This is a genomic window from Streptomyces sp. NBC_00388, assembly GCF_036061255.1.
Classification (GTDB): Bacteria; Actinomycetota; Actinomycetes; order Streptomycetales; family Streptomycetaceae; genus Streptomyces.
The window spans coordinates 4,315,184-4,332,460 of the sequence record NZ_CP107948.1; the positions used below are offsets into that span (position 1 = coordinate 4,315,184).

Sequence of the window (17,277 nt, forward strand, 5' to 3'; positions counted from 1 at the left end):
GTCCCGAACGGCTGGGCGGATGCGCGCGGCGCCATGGCGGCCGACCATGGGGTGAGGGGTTCACCGTCCCGCCCCAGGAGGTCCCGTGTGCGCCGACGCGCCCGTTCCGCCCCCGCCCGGCCTGGAAGGCCTGGCGTCGCTGCTCGGGGGGACCGCAGCGGGTGTGGGCGTGCTCGATACGGAACTGCGCTTCCTCTACGTCAACGCGGCCCTGGAACGGATGAACGGCGTTTCCGCCGCCGAACATCTCGGCCGTACGGCGGGGGAAATCCTCCCGGAGCTGAACGTCCCCATGGATCTGCTGCGCGAGGTGCTCGCCGACGGCCGGCCCCGTGAGGTGGAGTCCAGCGGCCGTACTCCCGCGTCGGACCGTCCCGGGGTGCGGTTCTGGCAGGGCGCCTGCCACCGCGTCGAGCGGGACGGCGAGGTCCAGGGGATCGTCCTGATCCTCCTGGAGGTCAGGGCACCGCGCCGCCGTCACGTGGAGTACGAGCGCGTCAGCCGGCATCTGACGATGCTGGACACGGCGGCCACCCTGATCGGCACCACGCTGGACATGAACACCACCTGCGGTGAGCTGGCCGACTTCGTGGTCCCTGAGCTCGCCGACGTCGCGAGCGTCGAGGTGTTCGCCCCTGAGGTCGGCATGTCCGTGCGGCCCCCGCCCACCGGGGTGGTCCGGCTGCGGAGGGCCGGCCTCGCCGCGGTACCGGGTTTCGCGGAGGCGGTCTGGCAGTTCGGGGAGCCGGGGCAGTACGCCGACTACCAGGAGGGCGGGACCATTCCGCGCTGTCTGGCCACGAACCAGCCGGTCCTGCAGAACCTCTCCACCGACGCCGAGCTGAGCCGCTCCGCCCCGGATCCCGAGCGCGTGGCCGTCTACCGCGCGCTCGGCTTCCACTCGGTCTGCGTCGTACCGCTCACCTCCCGGGCTCGCCCGCTGGGCTGCCTGGCGCTCGTGCGGGCCGGGGACTCGCCCGCCTTCACCGACCAGGACGTGATGGTCGCCAGAGAGCTGGCGGTCCGCGCCGCCGTCGACCTCGACCACGCCCGCCGCTACACGCGTGAGCACGGTATCGCCCTGGAACTCCAGCGCGCCCTGCTCTCCGAGCCGCGCAGACCGCACCCGCACATCGAGGTCGCCACCCGCTATCTGCCGGTAGGGCAGGGGGCGGAGGTCGGCGGCGACTGGTTCGACGTGGTGCCCCTCTCGGACGCCCGCCATCTGAAGGTCATGGGCGATGTGATGGGCCATGGGGTGGAGGCGGCCGTGGCGATGAGCCACTACCGCTCCATGGTGCGGCTGCTCGCACAGAACGACACCCCGCCGCACGTGATCCTCGAACGGCTCGACCTGATGGTGGAGCGGGCGGGTATCGAGCGGGCCGCCACCTGTCTCCTGGCGGTGGTGGACCGCTTCCGCGGGGTCTGCCAGGTCGCCAGCGCGGGCCATCTGCCGCCGGTGTTCATCGACCGCGGTACCGGCGCCGTGATCGCCGACATCCCGGTCGGACCGCCGCTCGGCACCGGGCTCGGCGGTTATGAGTCGGTCTCACTGCCGTGCGGCCCGGGGACCGTCCTGTTCATGTACACCGACGGGCTGGTGGAGCGCCGCGACGAGGACATCGATGTGTCCGTCGGCCGTCTGGCCGATCTGCGGATGTCGGTCGGCGGGACTCTGGAGGGCCTGCTGGACGAGGTGCTCGACCGGTTCGGCCACGACGCGACGGACGACATCGCGGTCCTTGCGTCCCGGATCCGCGAGGGAAGAAGCGCGACGTAGCACCGGGCCGGGCGGGCCGGCCGGCCCCGGGCGACGGCCGGCCCCGGCCACCGGTCATTTCGCGTCGGCGTAGCACTCCACCACCGCGGTCGTGAACGGGAACCGCACCGGTGTCTCCCCGAAGGCGATCCGCCCGGCCAGCTCACCTGCCGCGCGGATCGCCTCGGTCACCTGGGGCGCCTCGTCACGCGGACAGTGCACGATCACCTCGTCGTGCTGGAAGAAGACCAGCTGGGCCCGCAGCCCCGCGGTGTGGAGCGCGCGGCGCAGCGCGGCCAGCATCAGGAGCGCCCAGTCGGCGGCGCTGCCCTGCACCACGAAGTTCCGGGTGAAGCGGCCCCAGGCGCGGGCGTCCGGCGAGCGGGGCCCGGCCTCCGGGAACCGGCCGTCCGGCGGGTCCTCCTGGGGGATGCCCGCTTCGTCGCCGTCCTCGGCGCCGGCCGCCGGCGGGCTGGTCCGCCCCAGCCAGGTCCGTACGAGCCGTCCTTCCTCACCCGCCTTCGCCGCGTCGTCGACATAGGCCACGGCTGCCGGGAACCGTCTCCGCAGCGCGGCCAGATTCTTCAGCCCGTCGCCTGACGTCTGGCCGTAGACCGCGCCCAGCAGCGCGAGTTTGGCGTGGGCGCGGTCGCCGCTGAACGCCCGGTCCGAGAGGGCCGCGTAGAGATCCCCCTCGTGCCCCGCCACCTCCATCAGCCCCCGGTCGCGGGAGACCGCCGCCAGCACCCTGGGCTCCATCTGGGCGGCGTCGGCCACCACCAGGCACCAGCCCTCGTCCGCGACGACCGCCCGCCGGATCACCTTCGGGATCTGCAGCGCCCCGCCGCCGTTGGTGGTCCAGCGTCCGGAGACCGTGCCGCCCGGCTGGTACTCGGGGCGGAAGCGCCCGTCCCGCACCCAGGCCTGGAGCCAGCTCCAGCCGTGCGCCGTCCAGATCCGGTAGAGCTTCTTGTACTGGAGCAGGGGCTTCACCGCGGGATGGGAGATTCCCTCGATCTCCCAGCGGCGTGTCGACTTCACCCGGATCCCGGCCTGGGCGAACGCCCTCACCACGTCGGCGGGCAGCTCCGGTCTGACCCGGCGTCCGAAGGCCGCCGACACCTCGTCCGCCAGCTCCGCCATCCTGCGCGGCTCGCCGCCGCCCGCATACCGCTCGCCGAGCAACTCGTCCAGGACGGCCCGGTGCACGTCCGCTCGCCAGGGCAGACCGTCCCGGTGCATCTCGGCCGCCACCAGCATGCCCGCCGACTCCGAAGCGGTCAGCAGCCGCATCCGGTCCGGGTGGGCGGTGGTCCCGTACCGGACGAGCTGGTCCGCGTACACCTCCAGGAGCGCGCCGAACTCCATGGGGACGGGGGACGGTTCGAAGAGGGAGGACTGGGCGCCCGGCTCGGCGGACCGGGGGCGCGGGTCCGGTGGTACCGGCGCGCGGTGCAGCCGGGCCCAGGCCGCCGCGGCGGAGCGGGGCTCGCCGTACCGCCCGTCGTGGCCGAGGAGCAGCAGCTCCGCGTCCTCGATGTCGTAACACCGCTCGACCCGCACCCCGGCGGCGAGCAGCCGTGGGTAGATCTCGGCGGTCGAGCGCCACACCCACCGGCCGGCCTCCGGCCGGGATCTCACCGCCTCGGCCAGATCCGGCTCGTACCGCACCTCCCCGGCGGGCAGCCCGTCCTCGCCGAGCGGCGCGAGGTGTGCCCCGCCGCCCTCCGCTGCCGCCACCGCCCACCGTTCGGTCATGCGATCGAGTTTCGCAGCCACCACTGACAATCCGCCGGAAGCCGGAAGCCGGAAGCCGGAAGCCGGAAGCCGGAAGCCGGAAGCCGGAAGCCGGAAGCCGGAAGCCGGAAGCCGGAAGCCGGAAGCCGGAAGCCGGAAGCCGGAAGCCGGAAGCCGGAAGCCGGAAGCCAAGGACGGGAGGGGAGCACGGGAGGGCAGTAGGACGTGAGGCAGGAGCGGTGAGAAGAGGGGGAGGAAGGAGAAGAGGGGGAGAAAGGAAGAGGGGGGAGCGGTTGTGGGTGGTCAGGCGGCGACCGCGCGGAAGCGGGCCGCCGCCTCGCCGCGCGAACCGACCTCCAGCTTCGTCAGGATGTTGGTGACGTGGAACTTCACCGTCGACTCGCTGATGTGCAGCTGCGCGGCGATGGCGCGGTTGCGGCGCCCCTGCGCGAGATGGCCGAGCACCTCCAGCTCCCGGGAGCCGAGCGCGCTCAGCGGATCCGCCGCCGGTGCCCCGGGCGGCCCGAGGGGCACGGTGGCGGTGACCGTCGTGCCCCAGCCGGGTACCGCGTCGATCACCACGTCGCCGCCCACCGCGCCCAGTCTCTCGTCCACCCGGTGCACCGCGAGCGAGCACTTCGACAGCTCGCCGGGGCCGTCGTCCCGTACCGTGCCGCGCAGTTCGCCCCCGGTCACCTGCCAGCCGACCTGGACGCGGCGCAGCGGGTCCTGCTCCAGTACCGAGAGGACCACCGCGCGGACGGCCGCCCGCATGGCGTGCACGACGGGTGAGGGCAGCGGTCTGTCCCGGTTCTCGCCCGGCGGGGACAGCTCAAGCCGCACAGGTCCGTGCCGGAACATCGGCGCCAGCGAGCCGGCGAGCGTCGTGAAGGCCGCTTCCGCGGGCTCTCGCGTCAGCGCCTGGTCGCGCTCCGCCTCCGCCCGCTGGTCGAGCAGCGCGGTGACGGCGAGCTCGGTGGCGCGGGCGCGGGCGCCGGCGTCGTCGAGACTGCGGCTGCGCAGGACCCCGAGCAGGCCGGTGAGCGCCGCCTCGTGGGCGTCACCCAGCTCGGCGATGATCCGGGAGCGCTCGGCGGCGGTGGCCCGTGACTGCGCCGTCGGACCGGGCACCGCCTCGACGGCCATCCGGTCGGTGTGACTGGACACCAGGTCCCAGAGGGCGAGCACGGTCGCGAGTGCGTCGCCGGACAGCGGCTCCGGATCCGCACCGGCCCGGGGGCCGGCGGGGGCGAGGACCAGCACCAGCACCGACGGAGTCGCGGTGACCCCGCTCGCCACCGCCAGTACGGCCCGCTCCTCCCCGGCGATCCGGGCCCGCCCCTGCCAGGCCTGCCCCGCGGCCACCACCCCGGACAGCCGGGCCAGCTCGGAGTCGGTGATCCGGGAGGTCAGCCCGGGCTCACCGCACGTCTTGAGGGGGGTGTGCCCGCAGTGCGCGGAGAGCTGGGCGGCCGCCCGGTGCGGGGCGAGAGGAGCGAGCGCGGCGGAGAGCCGGAAGAGGATCTCGGGCATCGGCGCCCGCAGTACTTCGGTGGCGGCGGCCAGTACGGGCGCGGCGGATCCGGTCAGCTCCATGCCCCTCAGCGTACGGGCGGCGCCCCGGCCGGCCCCTGTCCTTTCGGACAGGCGGAACCGTCCGAAAGGCGGGCGGGGCGCGGAGCAGTCACGATCGATTCTGGAGCACGGAAGCGGCACCGGCCCCTTCCCGGGATCCGCCGGTGTGCCACTGCTGACTGCCACTGCTTCCGCACCGGCTGTTTCCGGCAGCGAGTACGCGGCCGATGAGCAGCGAGTACGCGACAGATGGAGGAGACACCATGGAAGCGATCGTTTTCGAGGAGTTCGGCGGCCCCGAGGTGCTCCGGCTCCAGGAGACCGCCGAACCGCACCCGGGACCCGGCCAGGTCCGGCTGAGGGTGGCCGCCGCCGGGGTCAACGCCCTCGACTACAAGATCCGCCGCGGCTGGGCCGAGAAGATGTTCCCGACCCCGCTGCCCGCGGTCCCCGGTGTGGAGGTGGCCGGGACCGTGGACGAGATCGGCGACGGCGTCACCGGCATCGCGGTCGGCGACGAGGTGGTGGGCTGGAGCGTCACCGGTTCGTACGCGCCGTACGCCCTCGCCGAGTCCGTCGCGCCCAAGCCGGACGCGCTCGCCTGGGAGACGGCGGTCGCCCTGCCGGTCGCAGGGGAGACCTCGGCGCGCGTCCTGAACCTGCTGGGCGTGGGGAACGGTGAGACGCTGCTGATCAACGGCGGCGCCGGCGCGGTCGGTTCGCTCGCGGTCCAGCTCGCCGCGGCCCGTGGCGCGACCGTCGTCGCCACCGCGTCCGAGGCCAACCACGACTACCTGCGCGTGCTCGGTGCGACGCCCGTGACCTACGGCGAGGGGCTCGTGGAGCGGGTCCGCGAGGTGGCCCCGCAGGGGGTGGACGCGGTCTTCGACGTCGCGGGCAAGGGGGCGCTCCCGGACGCGATCGAGCTCCGCGGCGGTACGACGGACCGCATCGTCACGATCGCCGACCCGGCGGCGGCCGAGCTGGGCGTGACCTTCAGCGGAGGCGCCATGGCCGAAGACGCGGTGGCGATCCTGGCGGAGCAGGCCCGGCTGGCGGCGGACGGCACGCTGCGGGTCGAGGTGGCGATGGTGCTCCCGCTGGAGCAGGCGGCGCGGGCACAGACGCTGAGCGAGGAAGGGCATGTACGGGGGAAGCTGGTGCTGAAGGTGTGAGGCGGCGGGAGCCCCCCGGCTCAGGCCCCCCGGCTCAGGCCCCCGGCTCCGGCTCCGGCCCTGGTCCCGTCCCCCCTCCGCCCCGGCCTGTGGGCCGCCCCGGAGTCCGCGCGGCGGCTCTCCGTCCACAGGCTGTGGACGGAGGACGCGGGGGCCGGGCCCGGGAGGGCCGGACCTACCCTTGGCGCATGGAGAACGTATGGCATCGGTGATCGACACGGCCTTCGCGGCGGCGCTCTACAGCGACAGTGACGCGGGCCTGGACACCGGAGCTTCCCTGCTCGCCGCCGACCCGGCGGCCGATGCCGGGCTGGGCCGCCGCGGCGAGGAGTTCCTGCGCCGGGCCTGGCAGCGGGGATGGCAGCCCGCCGACGTCGTACGACTGGTCCGGCGCGATCTCTCGGACCACCATGTCCGGCTGCTCACCGAGCTGATCACGGCTGAGGTGCGGGCGTACCGGCAGCTGCCGCCCCGCTGGCAGGCCCAGCTCGACGAACTGACCGCACCGCCCTGGCAGGCGGACCGCTTCTCGTACGCGACGGCACTCCTGGAGCTGTACCGGCTGCTCCTGCGTCTTCCGGCCATCGAGCCCGTGGGCCCGGTGCCCGGTACGGAGTCGCTGCTCCCGCCGCACCACCACGCCGAACCGCGGATGCTCACCCGGATCCGCGCGCTGCTCGCCAAGGCCGAGGCGACGGACTACGCGGCGGAGGCCGAGGCGCTCAGCGGGAAGGCGCAGGAGCTGATGGCGCGGCACAGTATCGACGAGGCGCGGCTCGTGGCCGAGGGGCGCGGTACGGACACCCCGGCGGCCTGCCGTATCGGTGTCGACGCCCCGTACGAGACGGCCAAGGCGGTCCTCCTCGACGCGGTCGCCACCGCGAACCGCTGCCGCGCCGTCTGGAACAGCGCATTCGGCTTCTCCACGGTCGTCGGCTTCGCACCCGACCTGGAGGTCGTCGAGCTGCTCCACACCTCGCTCCTGGTCCAGGGGTCGGTCGCGATGACCCGCGCGGAGGCGGCGCAGCGCGCCGGCGGGCGCAAACGGACGAAGACCTTCCGGCAGTCGTTCCTGACCGCGTACGCCAGCAGGCTCGGCCACCGGCTCGCCCGTACCGCGGACCAGGTGACGGCGGAGACCGCGCAGGCCGAGGGCGCGGGGGGCCGGCTCCTCCCGGTGCTCGCCGAGCGCGACGTGGCCGTGGTGTCGGAGGCGGACCGGATGTTCCCCAGGACGACCGTGAGCCGGGTGCGGGGTGTCGCGGACGAGGCGGGCTGGCTGGACGGCACGGCGGCAGCGGACGCGGCGGGCCTGGGCACGGGGGCCTGACGCGGCGGGGTGCGGAGAGTCCGGATACCGGCGCTGACTCCGACGGCCGCCGCCGCCCCATACGCCGGATATATCCCGATGTCCCGCTACTCTCGGATCCATGAGCTGGCTCCGGGCCCTGAACGCGACCGCCCGCTCCGGGCTGACGATCGAACGGCGGCGCCTGGAACCGCTCATCGCCTTCCGCGGCGCCGCCGGACTCGCCCTGGTCGTCCTGCTCAGCCTCGGCATCTTCGGCCCCGCCGTCGCGGCGAGCTCCGCCTTCGGCGCCTACCAGGCCGCCATCGCCAGCTTCCAGCGCAGCTGGCGGGCCAGGCCCGTCCTGGCGCTGCTCTCCGGGGGCACGCTGGCCGTGTCGACCTTCCTCGGCTACGTCTCCGCCGTGCACACCGCGGTGTTCATGACGCTGATCGCGCTCTGGGCGTTCCTCGCGGGGCTGTTCTGGGCCATCGGACCCGCCGCGGGCGTCATCGCCGCATCCAACGTGGCCATGATGCTGGTGACCGTCACTCTCCCCACCTCGGTGCTCACCGCGGCCGGCCACGCCGCGATGATCGCCTGCGGCGCGGTCGTCCAGGCCGGACTGATCGTCCTCTTCCCCGTCCGCAGGTGGGGGGCCCAGCGCGACGCCCTCGCGGACGCCCTGGCCGCCGAGGCCGACTACGCCCGCCGGCTGCGCGAGGACCCGCTCGCGCCCTTCGACCCCGAGCCGTTCGTGACGGCCCGCAGCGCCGCCACGGTCACCCGCAGGGAGGCCCGCAGGCGCCCCGCCGAACTGCGCGGCACCCGCGGTGTCGCCGAGCGGGTCAGACCCGTGCTCGCCTCCCTCGCCGACCCGGCCGTCGGGGCGGCGGCGGAGGGGCCCGAGCGCGAACGGGTACGGGAACTCCTGGCCGCCGCGGGCTCCGTACTGGACACCGCGGCCCGGGCCGTCCGGCACGGCGAACCGGTCGTCATCGCCTCCCAGGCCTTCGCCGTCCTGGAAGCCCCCGACACCACCGACGTGCTCACCGGGCCCGCCCTCCGCGCCGCCGCCCGGCTGTCGGCGCTGCTCCGCGACGTCGTGGAGACGGCGCAGGGCGAGGGTACGTCCGCCGACACCGAGACGCTGGTGCGCCCCACACTGATGCGCATGGCCCCGGTCGCCCTGCGCACCATGCGCAAGGAGACGCGTGGCCACGACTCCCCGGTCCTGCGCCACGCGATCCGCACCGCCGTGGTCGCGGCCGTCGGTTATCTCATCGGTGTCGCGCTGCCCTACGGGCACGGATACTGGGTGCCGCTGGCCGCCGTGATGGTGATGCGCCCCGACTTCTCCCAGACGTACGGGCGCGCGGTCGCCCGGTTCGGCGGCACGCTCGTCGGAGTGACGATCGCCACCGCCGTCGTCCAGCTCGCGCATCCGGGGCCGTACCTCTCAGGAGCGCTCGCGGTGGTCAGCGCGGGGCTGATGTTCCTCCTGATGCGCACGGGCTACACCGCCGCCTCGGCCTGCGTCTCCGCGTACGTCGTCTTCCTCCTCGACATGAGCGGGCTCGCCGTCGGCCAGACCATCCGGGACCGGGTGCTGCTCACCCTGATCGGCGGGATCCTCGCGATGGCCGCGTACGCCGTCTACCCGGCCTGGGAGACGCCCCGGCTGCGCAACCGCCTCGCCGACTGGCTGCTCGCCGACGGCCGTTACGCGGCGGCGGTCGTCGCGCACTACGCCGATCCGGCCGGTGCCCGCAGGACCGATGTCCGCACGGCGGTGCTGGCCGCGCGCACCGCCCGTATCGCCTGGCAGGAGGCGCTGGAGCGGGCCGCCCACGAACCGGTGCGCCACCGCGGGCTCTCCCGGTCGGCCGCAGCCGGCGCCCAGGAGGCGATGGCACAACTGGGCCGCGCGGCCATGCTGATGGAGGCCCATCTGCCGAGCCGCTCCACCACCCCGGTACCTGCGGCCCGCGAGGTCGCGGACGCGCTGCTCCACGCGGTCGAGCGGGGCGCCAAGGACATCCGGCAGCGGCGCGTGCCGCACTGGGACGAAGTGCGCGGGACGCTCGCCGCGTGGGACGGCGAAGGCGTGCCCGACCAGGTCGTACGGAGCGGGGCGGGTCTGCTGCTCGACACCCTCGACGGGCTCACCGCCGCGCTGGACGAGGAGGGGTCGCAGGCCCGGTCCCGGTGAAGTGCCAGCGGCCCGAACCGACCGTGTAGGCCGCCCTGCCGCCCTCGTCACGCCGCAGCTTCGCGCCCTCCGGGGCGTGCGCGCCGCGGGAACCGGAGTGCGGCACCACGACCGTGGCCGTGCTCCCGACGGGGACCGTGACGTCCAGGGAGAGCCGTCCGCCCGTCACGGTCCACGAGGTGGCGACCCGTCCGCGCACCGTGTCCTGGGAGACGGCCGCGTGCCGCAGCCCGGCGGGGATCCGCGGATCGACCTTCAGGGTGCGGTAGCCGGGACCGGTGGGCTCGATTCCGCCCAGCTCCGTGTAGAGCGACGCGTTGATCCCGGCGAACATGGCGTGGTCGTGGGTCTCCATGGCGGAGCTGTACGTCCACTGCTCCCACGAACTCGTCGCGCCCCGGCCGATCTCGTATCCGAAACCGGGGTAGTCGCGCTGGTCCAGAACCGTCATCGCCACATCCGTGCGGCCGACGGCGGCCAGCGCGTCCATCAGGTAGCGGGTGCCGAAGATCCCGGTGTCCAGATGGCCGCCGTCCGCGGTGAGGACGGTGTCCACCAGCCGGCGGCCGACCTTGTCCGCATCGGCCGCCGGCACCATGCCGAAGGCCAGCGGGAGCACGCTCGTCGTCTGCCGGCCGTCCCCGTAGGTGTCGCCGGCCGCGTTGAGGAACGCGGCGTTGAACGCGTCCTTGATGTCCGCGGCCAGCGCCCAGTAGCGCGCGGCGTCCGAGCCGTGTCCCAGCGCGCGCGCCGACCTGGCCACGTCGCGTGCCTGCAGATACGACAGCGCGGTGTTGACCAGCGACACCTCGCTGGTGCAGTCGCCCGCGTCCGGGCCGCCCTGCCCGCCGTCGGCGGCGGCACTGCGGTCCGGCGGGCACCAGTCACCGAAGCCGCGATCGGCCGGCCAGATGTGGCCGGGCACGTCCGCCGCGTTGGTGTCGGCGAAGGTCTTCATCGCCGGATACGCGGCGGCCAGCGCGGCCCGGTCGCCGTACTGCTCGTACAGCGTCCACGCCAGGCCGATCTGGTCGCCGCCCATGTCGGGCTGCTGGGCGTTGCCCGCGTCGTTCGGCAGCGCAGTGCCCGGCGGCATGTCCTGGAGGTACGCGGCGTAGAAGGAGTCCATCCCGAACTCCCGGGTGGACGCGTCACGGTAGGCCTGCACATCCATCCCGGGCGGCGTCCGCTCGTCACGGACCGGGTTGTCGGTGGGCAGGCTCATCGAGTTGTTGAGGATGCTCCAGCGGTTGTTCTGCCAGATCCGGTCGAGCAGGGGATCGGACGAGGAGAAGCTGCCGGTGGATGCCACGTCCGCGTGCACGACGCGCGCTTCGACTGCGTCGGCCGGAGGCTTCCCCGGGAAACCGGTCACTTCCAGATAGCGGAAGCCGTGATAGGTGAAGCGGGGCTCGTAGCTCTCCGTCGCGCCGGTACCCGCCAGGGTGTACGTGTCGGTGGCCGCAGCCGCGCGGTTGGTCGCCGTGTCGAGCATGCCGTCGGCGCCCACCTCCTCGGCGGTCCGCATCCGCACCCGCGTGCCCGCCGGGCCCCTCACCCGCAGCCGTTCCCAGCCCGCGATGTCCTGGCCGAAGTCGTAGACGTACACGCCCGGTCGCGGCTCGGTCAGCTTCACCGCGCGGAGGGTTCCGGTCACCCGCAGCGGGGGCGTGGTGTCGGCGGTCAGCCGGTCCGAAGGCGCCGCGACCGTACGCACCGGCTGCCAGCCGGCCGCGCCGTATCCCGGCCGGTCCCAGCCCGTCCGGTCCAGGCGGGCGTCGTAACTCTCCCCGGCGTACAGGTCGTCGGTGGTGATCGCCCCCGACGACCAGCGCCAGGAGGAGTCGGTGGTGACGTCCTGCTCGGTCCCGTCGCCGTAGCGGACCCTGAGCAGCATCACCGCCTGCTCGGGTCCCGTCCAGCGGAAGCCGTACGGGCTGAACCGCGGCCCGTAGCCGTTCCCGAGCCACAGCCCCACGGTGTTCGCCCCGTGCCGCAGGCCGTCCGTCACGTCGTAGGTCGCATACGCGTTGCGCCGGTCGTACGGGGTGGCGGCGGGGGCGAGGACATGATCGCCGACCTTGGCGCCGTTGAGGTGCAGTTCGTAGAAGCCGAGGCCGTAGACGTAGGCGCGCGCCGAGACGATCCTCTTGCCGGCCAGCGCGAAGCTCTTCCGCAGCATCGGCGCGGCCGGCCGGCCGTCCGTGGTCTCTCCGGCCTCCGGCTGCGCCGTCCCCGCGGCGGCGGGCTCGTCCTGGGGGAGGTGCGACGAGGCGCGGCCGGGGCCGGCGCCGGGGCTGATCCAGCGGGCGCCCCGCCAGTCACCTGCGGCGAGCAGACCGGTCTCCCAGTGGGCGGTGGGGCTCCACGCGGAGGCCGTGCCGTGCGCGTCCCACACCCGGACCTTCCAGGAGTAGGCGTGCGATGAGAGGAGCTTGGGTCCGCCGTAGGGCACGGCGGTGGAGTCGTCCGTAGCGACCTTGCCGCTGTCCCAGACGTTCGCGTGCCCGGGGGCCGGTTCGCGGGTGTCGTCGGACACCAGGATCCGGTAGGCGCTCTGGCGCGCGCCGTTGGCAGCCGAGCGCAGCTGCCAGCCGAAGCCGGGCGCGGGGTCGCCGGTGCCGAGCGGGTCGGTGGCGCCGTCGACGGTCGGACGGGTCACGGAGAGGGGCCCGCCGACGGCGGCCCGCGCCGGGGGAGCGAACGGCGCGCCGCCCCAGACCAGCGCGGCCACGACGGCCGGGACCACGGCGGTGGACCAGGCCGGACGCTGTGCCCATCTGCGAAGCGACATCGATAGCCCCTGTCGGCCGTGCGGTGGACGCCGGGCATGAAACGTTTCAGTGCGGGGTCGCAGCCTACCGCCGGTCAACTGGCCGCCGCTACCCCCGCGTTCCGGCCGCCGGGCGGCCGTGCGCGGGACCGCCCCGCCCTGCGGGGCGGCCCGGCGATCCGGGGCTCCGGACGGCGCCCGGGGCCCCGCGCCGTCCGGCCGGCGGGCCGGGCGCGACGGCGCGCACGGGTCTCAGGACTTCGGCATCTGCAGCCCGTCCGGGAGCTTCGCCCCGTCCGTCTTCTTGAAGGTGTCCTTGATTCCCGCTTCCCACGACACCGTCATGGTCTTGCCGTCCGCGGACTCGATCGACCCCATGGTGCGGTCGTTGTTGCCGTCGGGGCACTTGAGGGCGAGCATCGGCTTGCCCATGGCGGCGACCGTTCCCGTGCAGACGTGCTGCCCGGCGATAGCGGCCTGCTTGCCCTGGATGACCAGCGCGGTGGACTTGCCGCCGGTCGTGGCGAGCCAGCTCCCCTCGATGTCGGCGGCCTTCGCACCGCCGACGTCGTCGCTGGACGAGGAAGGGGCCGGGGCGGCGGTGTTCCCGCCCTTCCCCTGGTCCTGGGAGGTGTCGGAGCTCTTGCTGTCGCTGGAACAGCCGCTGATCACGAGCGCGGCCGCGAACCCGGCGGCGGCGACGCCGGTGGCACGTACGAACCTGTTCACTTCTTCTCCCCCTGGCATGGATGACGGAACGCGCCAAGCTACCAGGGAGCCGGATGGCCGTACGGCGCGTCCCAGTGCGTGAGGAACGTTTCAGCAGTCAAGCTGTGCAGGCGTGAGGAACGTTTCAGCAGTCGGGCTGTAGTGGACCGACCACCCCGTGTGCACGTGCATTTGCTCATGCATCGGCACGTGAACAAAGCTATGATCCAGCACAGTTGAGACCTGTACTTCTGTGCGTCCGTACTCCGGTACTCCGTACTTCTGCACTTCCCGGGAGCGACCTGTGCACCACGCGTACAACGGCATGGCGGCCACAGCACTTCACGGGGTCGTCTGGCAGAAGAGCGAGCAGAGCAACTCGCAGGGCGCGTGCGTGGAGTTCGCGCGGCTGCCCGGCGGGGACATCGCGGTACGCAATTCACGCCACCCCGACGGCCCGGCGCTCGTCTACACCCCGGCGGAGATCGCGGCGATGCTCGACGGCGTGAAGGCGGGGGAGTTCGACCACCTGGTCGCGGAACAGGGCTGACCCGCACGGAACTTGCCGAGCGGAGGATTCACCCCCGCGACGAGTCCGGCTGTCGCGGTGCGGGTCGGGCGCGGGAGGGGCGAGGGGCGCGGCGGAGTCCGGCCATGTGGCCGCGGGTCCTGGGTGCGCGGCGTGGGCGCTTCGCGGGCATGCGGGATGCGGGCCTGTGCCATGGGGCCCTCCGGGGCGCCGCGAGGCATCGGGGGCGTACGGCGCCGTGCCCGGGTGTCCGGCCGGGCTCCGGGGCCGTACACCCCTTGATGCCTCGCGCTACTCGCTCTGCAGCCGGAACAGCGCCCAGACCACCTTCCCGCTCAGGGTCCCCGCCAGCGGGTGCCAGCCCCAGCTGTCGGCGAAGGAGTCGACCAGGAAGAGTCCCCGCCCCGACTCGGCCGCGAAGTCGTCCGAAGGGCGGGCGGTGGGAGCGCCGTCGCTGGGGTCGCGCACCGCGCACACCAGGCGGGATGTCCACCGCATCAGGTGCAGCCGCACCGGGGCGTCCGAGTCGCGCGGCGCGTCGGCCGGCAGGGCGTGCCGCAGGGCGTTGGTCACCAGCTCCGAGACGACCAGCGCGACGTCGTCGAAACGCTCGCCGAGGTCCCACGACGTGAGTGTCGCCTTGGTGAAGTGCCGTGCTCCGCCCACTGCTTCGAAGCGTGGCGGCAGAGCGCAGGACGCGGAACTGGACACGGCCGAGGGATCGATGGGAGGAAGCCCCTGCCTTAACGGCTCGAGCATGGTCGATCCATTCGTCCCCATGCGAGGCACTCCCCGGATTCGCGGCCGTGGCCAGCGGGCGGTGGTACGAGAACGCAGGTGCGCGGGGCCCATGGTTCCGAATGCGCACAGCAGATGCAAGGGCAGATGCACGTGCACGCGCCGGGCTTGGGTGACCCGTCCCGGTTCTTGCGCTTTTCTTCCCGAACTCATCTCCCGTCGGCTCAAAGGGCTTTGCTCTTTCTGTAATCGATCGAGTACAGGGCGGAGCGTTTTAGTGGCAGACTGCCCTCCACATCACCACCGGGAGGGTTGGAAAGTGTCAGCAGGCGAGTCCTGGGGTTCTTCCCAGACGCTGAGCACTGGAGGAGGGTCCGTCGTACGGCGCATCCTCCTGGGCTCACAGCTCCGACGGCTGCGCGATTCACTCGGGATCACCCGTGAGGCCGCCGGGTACTCGATCCGGGCCTCCGAATCCAAGATCAGCCGCATGGAGTTGGGACGGGTGAGCTTCAAGTCCAGGGACGTCGAGGATCTCCTCACGCTCTACGGAGTACTCGACACGACCGAGCGCGAGGCGCTGCTGGGGCTCGCGAAGGAAGCCAACCTCGCGGGATGGTGGCACAGTTACGGGGATGTGCTGCCGGGCTGGTTCCAGACCTACATCGGTCTCGAAGGCGCCGCCTCGCTGATCAGGGCGTACGAAGTCCAGTTCGTACACGGCCTGTTGCAGACCGAGGCGTACGCCCACGCCGTCGTCAGCAGGGGCAACCCCACCGCCGCGCCGGCCGACATCGACCGCCGGGTCGCGCTGCGTCTCGAACGGCAGAAGGTCCTCTTCGCCGAGCACGCGCCGCAGTTGCATGCGGTGCTCGACGAGTCGGCGCTGCGCCGTCCGTACGGTGAACCGGGTGTGATGCGCGGCCAGTTGGAGCACCTGATCGAGATCTCCGAGATGCCGAACGTCACGCTCCAGGTGATGCCGTTCAGCTTCGGCGGGCACGCCGGGGAGAGCGGCTCCTTCGCCATGCTCCGTTTCCCCGAGTCCGACCTGTCGGACCTGGTCTATCTGGAGCAGCTGACCGGGTCGCTGTACCTCGACAAGGCCGAGGAAGTCGCCCAGTACGACCGGGCGATGGGCCGGCTTCAGCAGGACAGCCCGTCCCCGGAAGATGCCCGCCTCATCATCGGGGACATCCTCCGCAGCCTCTGAAACGCACGTACGATGAGATGCCATCAGGCCTCAGGCGTCACGAGCATCTGCGCGCGCGGCAGCGGCAGTTAGGGATTCCATGTCCTTCTTCAGCGAGCTGGCTCTTCAGTACATCGACGGCGAGTGGAAGCCGGGCAGCGGCTCCTGGGACATCATCGACTTCAACCCGTACGACGGGACGAAGCTCGCCGCGGTCACGGTGGCCACCGCCGCCGAGGTGGACCAGGCCTACCGCGCCGCCGAACGCGCCCAGGAGACCTGGGCCGCGACGAACCCCTACACCCGCCGCACCGTGTTCGAACGCGCCCTGCGCATCGTCGAGGAGCGCGAGGACGAGATCGCCGGTGCGATCGTCACCGAGCTCGGCGGCACCCGGCTGAAAGCCGCCTTCGAGCTGCACCTCACCAAGGAGTTCCTGCGCGAGGCCGTGCAGCTGGCGCTGCGCCCCGAGGGCCGCATCCTCCCCTCGCCGGCCGACGGCAAGGAGAACCGCGTCTACCGGGTACCGGTCGGCGTCGTGGGTGTCATCAGCCCGTTCAACTTCCCCTTCCTGCTCTCCATGAAATCGGTCGCCCCCGCGCTGGCCCTCGGCAACGCCGTCGTCCTCAAGCCCCACCAGTCCACCCCGGTCTGCGGCGGCACCCTGCTGGCGAAGGTGTTCGAGGAGGCGGGGCTGCCCGCGGGCCTGCTGAACGTGGTGGTCACCGACATCGCCGAGATCGGCGACGCGCTGCTGACCCACCCGGTGCCCAAGGTCATCTCCTTCACCGGCTCCGACACGGTCGGCCGCCATGTCGCCACGGTCTGCGCGGCCCACTTCAAGCACGCCGTACTCGAACTCGGCGGCAACAGCGCGCTCATCGTGCTCGACGACGCCGACATCGACTACGCCGTCGACGCGGCGGTCTTCAGCCGGTACGTGCACCAGGGCCAGGTCTGTATGGCAGCCAACCGCATCCTGGTGGACCGCAGCGTGGAGCAGGAGTTCACGGAGAAGTTCGTCGCCAAGGTGAAGACGCTCAGGACCGGCGACCCGGCCGACCCGGCCACCCACATCGGCCCGCTCATCAACACCTCGCAGGCCGAGGCGGTCACCTCGGTCGTGGAGCAGGCGGTTGCCGCCGGCGCGACGGCGCTGGTGCACGGCCGCACCGAGGGCAGCCTGGTCTCGCCCTCGGTCCTGACCGGTCTGGCCCCCGACTCTCCCGCGCTCCAGCAGGAGATCTTCGGCCCGGTTGCGCTGCTCGTCCCGTTCGACGGGGAGGACGAGGCGGTACGCATCGCCAACGACACCCCGTACGGGCTGAGCGGCGCGGTGCACACCGGGGACGTGGAGCGCGGGGTCCGGCTCGCCCGGCGGGTCCGTACCGGAATGATCCACATCAACGACGGCACCGTGCACGACGAGCCGATCGTCCCCTTCGGTGGCGAGAAGCGCTCCGGGCTCGGGCGGCTGAACGGCGACTCCACGGTGGACGCGTTCACCACGCAGCAGTGGGTCTCGATCCAGCACGGCCGGAGCCGCTTCCCGTTCTGAGGCCCGGCGCCGCCTCGGGGACAGCCCTTA

Annotated in this window: 12 protein-coding genes; 7 read left to right on the forward strand and 5 right to left on the reverse strand. The window is 72.9% G+C overall.

From position 1 onward, the window contains the following. Window positions 1-85 precede the first annotated feature (85 nt). Window positions 86-1,783, forward strand: a complete 1,698-nt coding sequence (locus OG917_RS19360) for a SpoIIE family protein phosphatase (RefSeq protein WP_328318868.1) — start codon at window positions 86-88, stop codon at window positions 1,781-1,783. 54 nt (window positions 1,784-1,837) lie between these two features. Here the strand turns inward: OG917_RS19360 and OG917_RS19365 are convergent, their stop codons facing one another. Both OG917_RS19365 and OG917_RS19370 read right to left on the reverse strand, forming a co-directional pair. After that, window positions 1,838-3,520, reverse strand: coding sequence for a bifunctional 3'-5' exonuclease/DNA polymerase (locus OG917_RS19365; RefSeq protein WP_328318869.1), 1,683 nt, complete (start codon window positions 3,518-3,520; stop codon window positions 1,838-1,840). 282 nt (window positions 3,521-3,802) lie between these two features. Further along, window positions 3,803-5,095, reverse strand: coding sequence for a helix-turn-helix transcriptional regulator (locus OG917_RS19370; protein WP_328318870.1), 1,293 nt, complete (start codon window positions 5,093-5,095; stop codon window positions 3,803-3,805). Window positions 5,096-5,337: 242 nt separating this feature from the next. Here OG917_RS19370 and OG917_RS19375 point away from each other — a divergent pair, with 242 nt between their 5' ends. The 3 genes from OG917_RS19375 to OG917_RS19385 all read left to right on the forward strand — a co-directional run bounded on the left by OG917_RS19375 (window position 5,338) and on the right by OG917_RS19385 (window position 9,749). Next, on the forward strand, window positions 5,338-6,249 hold the full coding sequence (locus OG917_RS19375; protein WP_328318871.1) for an NADP-dependent oxidoreductase: 912 nt from the start codon (window positions 5,338-5,340) through the stop codon (window positions 6,247-6,249). A 199-nt stretch (window positions 6,250-6,448) separates the two neighbouring features. Beyond that, window positions 6,449-7,579 carry a DUF2786 domain-containing protein gene (locus OG917_RS19380; RefSeq protein WP_328318872.1) on the forward strand — a complete coding sequence of 377 codons (1,131 nt, stop codon included), beginning with the start codon at window positions 6,449-6,451 and terminating at the stop codon, window positions 7,577-7,579. Between the two features lie 100 nt (window positions 7,580-7,679). Then, window positions 7,680-9,749, forward strand: coding sequence for an FUSC family protein (locus OG917_RS19385; protein ID WP_328318873.1), 2,070 nt, complete (start codon window positions 7,680-7,682; stop codon window positions 9,747-9,749). Here the strand turns inward: OG917_RS19385 and OG917_RS19390 are convergent. Both OG917_RS19390 and OG917_RS19395 read right to left on the reverse strand, forming a co-directional pair. After that, window positions 9,703-12,543, reverse strand: coding sequence for a family 78 glycoside hydrolase catalytic domain (locus tag OG917_RS19390; protein ID WP_328318874.1), 2,841 nt, complete (start codon window positions 12,541-12,543; stop codon window positions 9,703-9,705). The genes OG917_RS19385 and OG917_RS19390 overlap by 47 nt on opposite strands. Window positions 12,544-12,774: 231 nt before the next feature. Continuing rightward, on the reverse strand, window positions 12,775-13,251 hold the full coding sequence (locus OG917_RS19395) for a hypothetical protein (protein ID WP_328318875.1): 477 nt from the start codon (window positions 13,249-13,251) through the stop codon (window positions 12,775-12,777). Between the two features lie 283 nt (window positions 13,252-13,534). Here OG917_RS19395 and OG917_RS19400 point away from each other — a divergent pair, with 283 nt between their 5' ends. Beyond that, window positions 13,535-13,780 (forward strand): DUF397 domain-containing protein, encoded by a 246-nt coding sequence (locus OG917_RS19400; RefSeq protein ID WP_328318876.1) that lies wholly within the window; start codon window positions 13,535-13,537, stop codon window positions 13,778-13,780. 270 nt (window positions 13,781-14,050) lie between these two features. On the opposite strand, the gene OG917_RS19405 is transcribed toward OG917_RS19400, so the two are convergent. Continuing rightward, window positions 14,051-14,539: an ATP-binding protein gene (locus tag OG917_RS19405; protein WP_328318877.1), complete on the reverse strand. Its 489-nt coding sequence runs from the start codon at window positions 14,537-14,539 to the stop codon at window positions 14,051-14,053. Between the two features lie 277 nt (window positions 14,540-14,816). Between OG917_RS19405 and OG917_RS19410 the strand changes: the two genes are divergently transcribed. After that, window positions 14,817-15,710 carry a helix-turn-helix domain-containing protein gene (locus tag OG917_RS19410; RefSeq protein ID WP_328318878.1) on the forward strand — a complete coding sequence of 298 codons (894 nt, stop codon included), beginning with the start codon at window positions 14,817-14,819 and terminating at the stop codon, window positions 15,708-15,710. 79 nt (window positions 15,711-15,789) lie between these two features. Next, on the forward strand, window positions 15,790-17,247 hold the full coding sequence (locus OG917_RS19415; RefSeq protein WP_328318879.1) for an aldehyde dehydrogenase family protein: 1,458 nt from the start codon (window positions 15,790-15,792) through the stop codon (window positions 17,245-17,247). Window positions 17,248-17,277 lie beyond the last annotated feature (30 nt).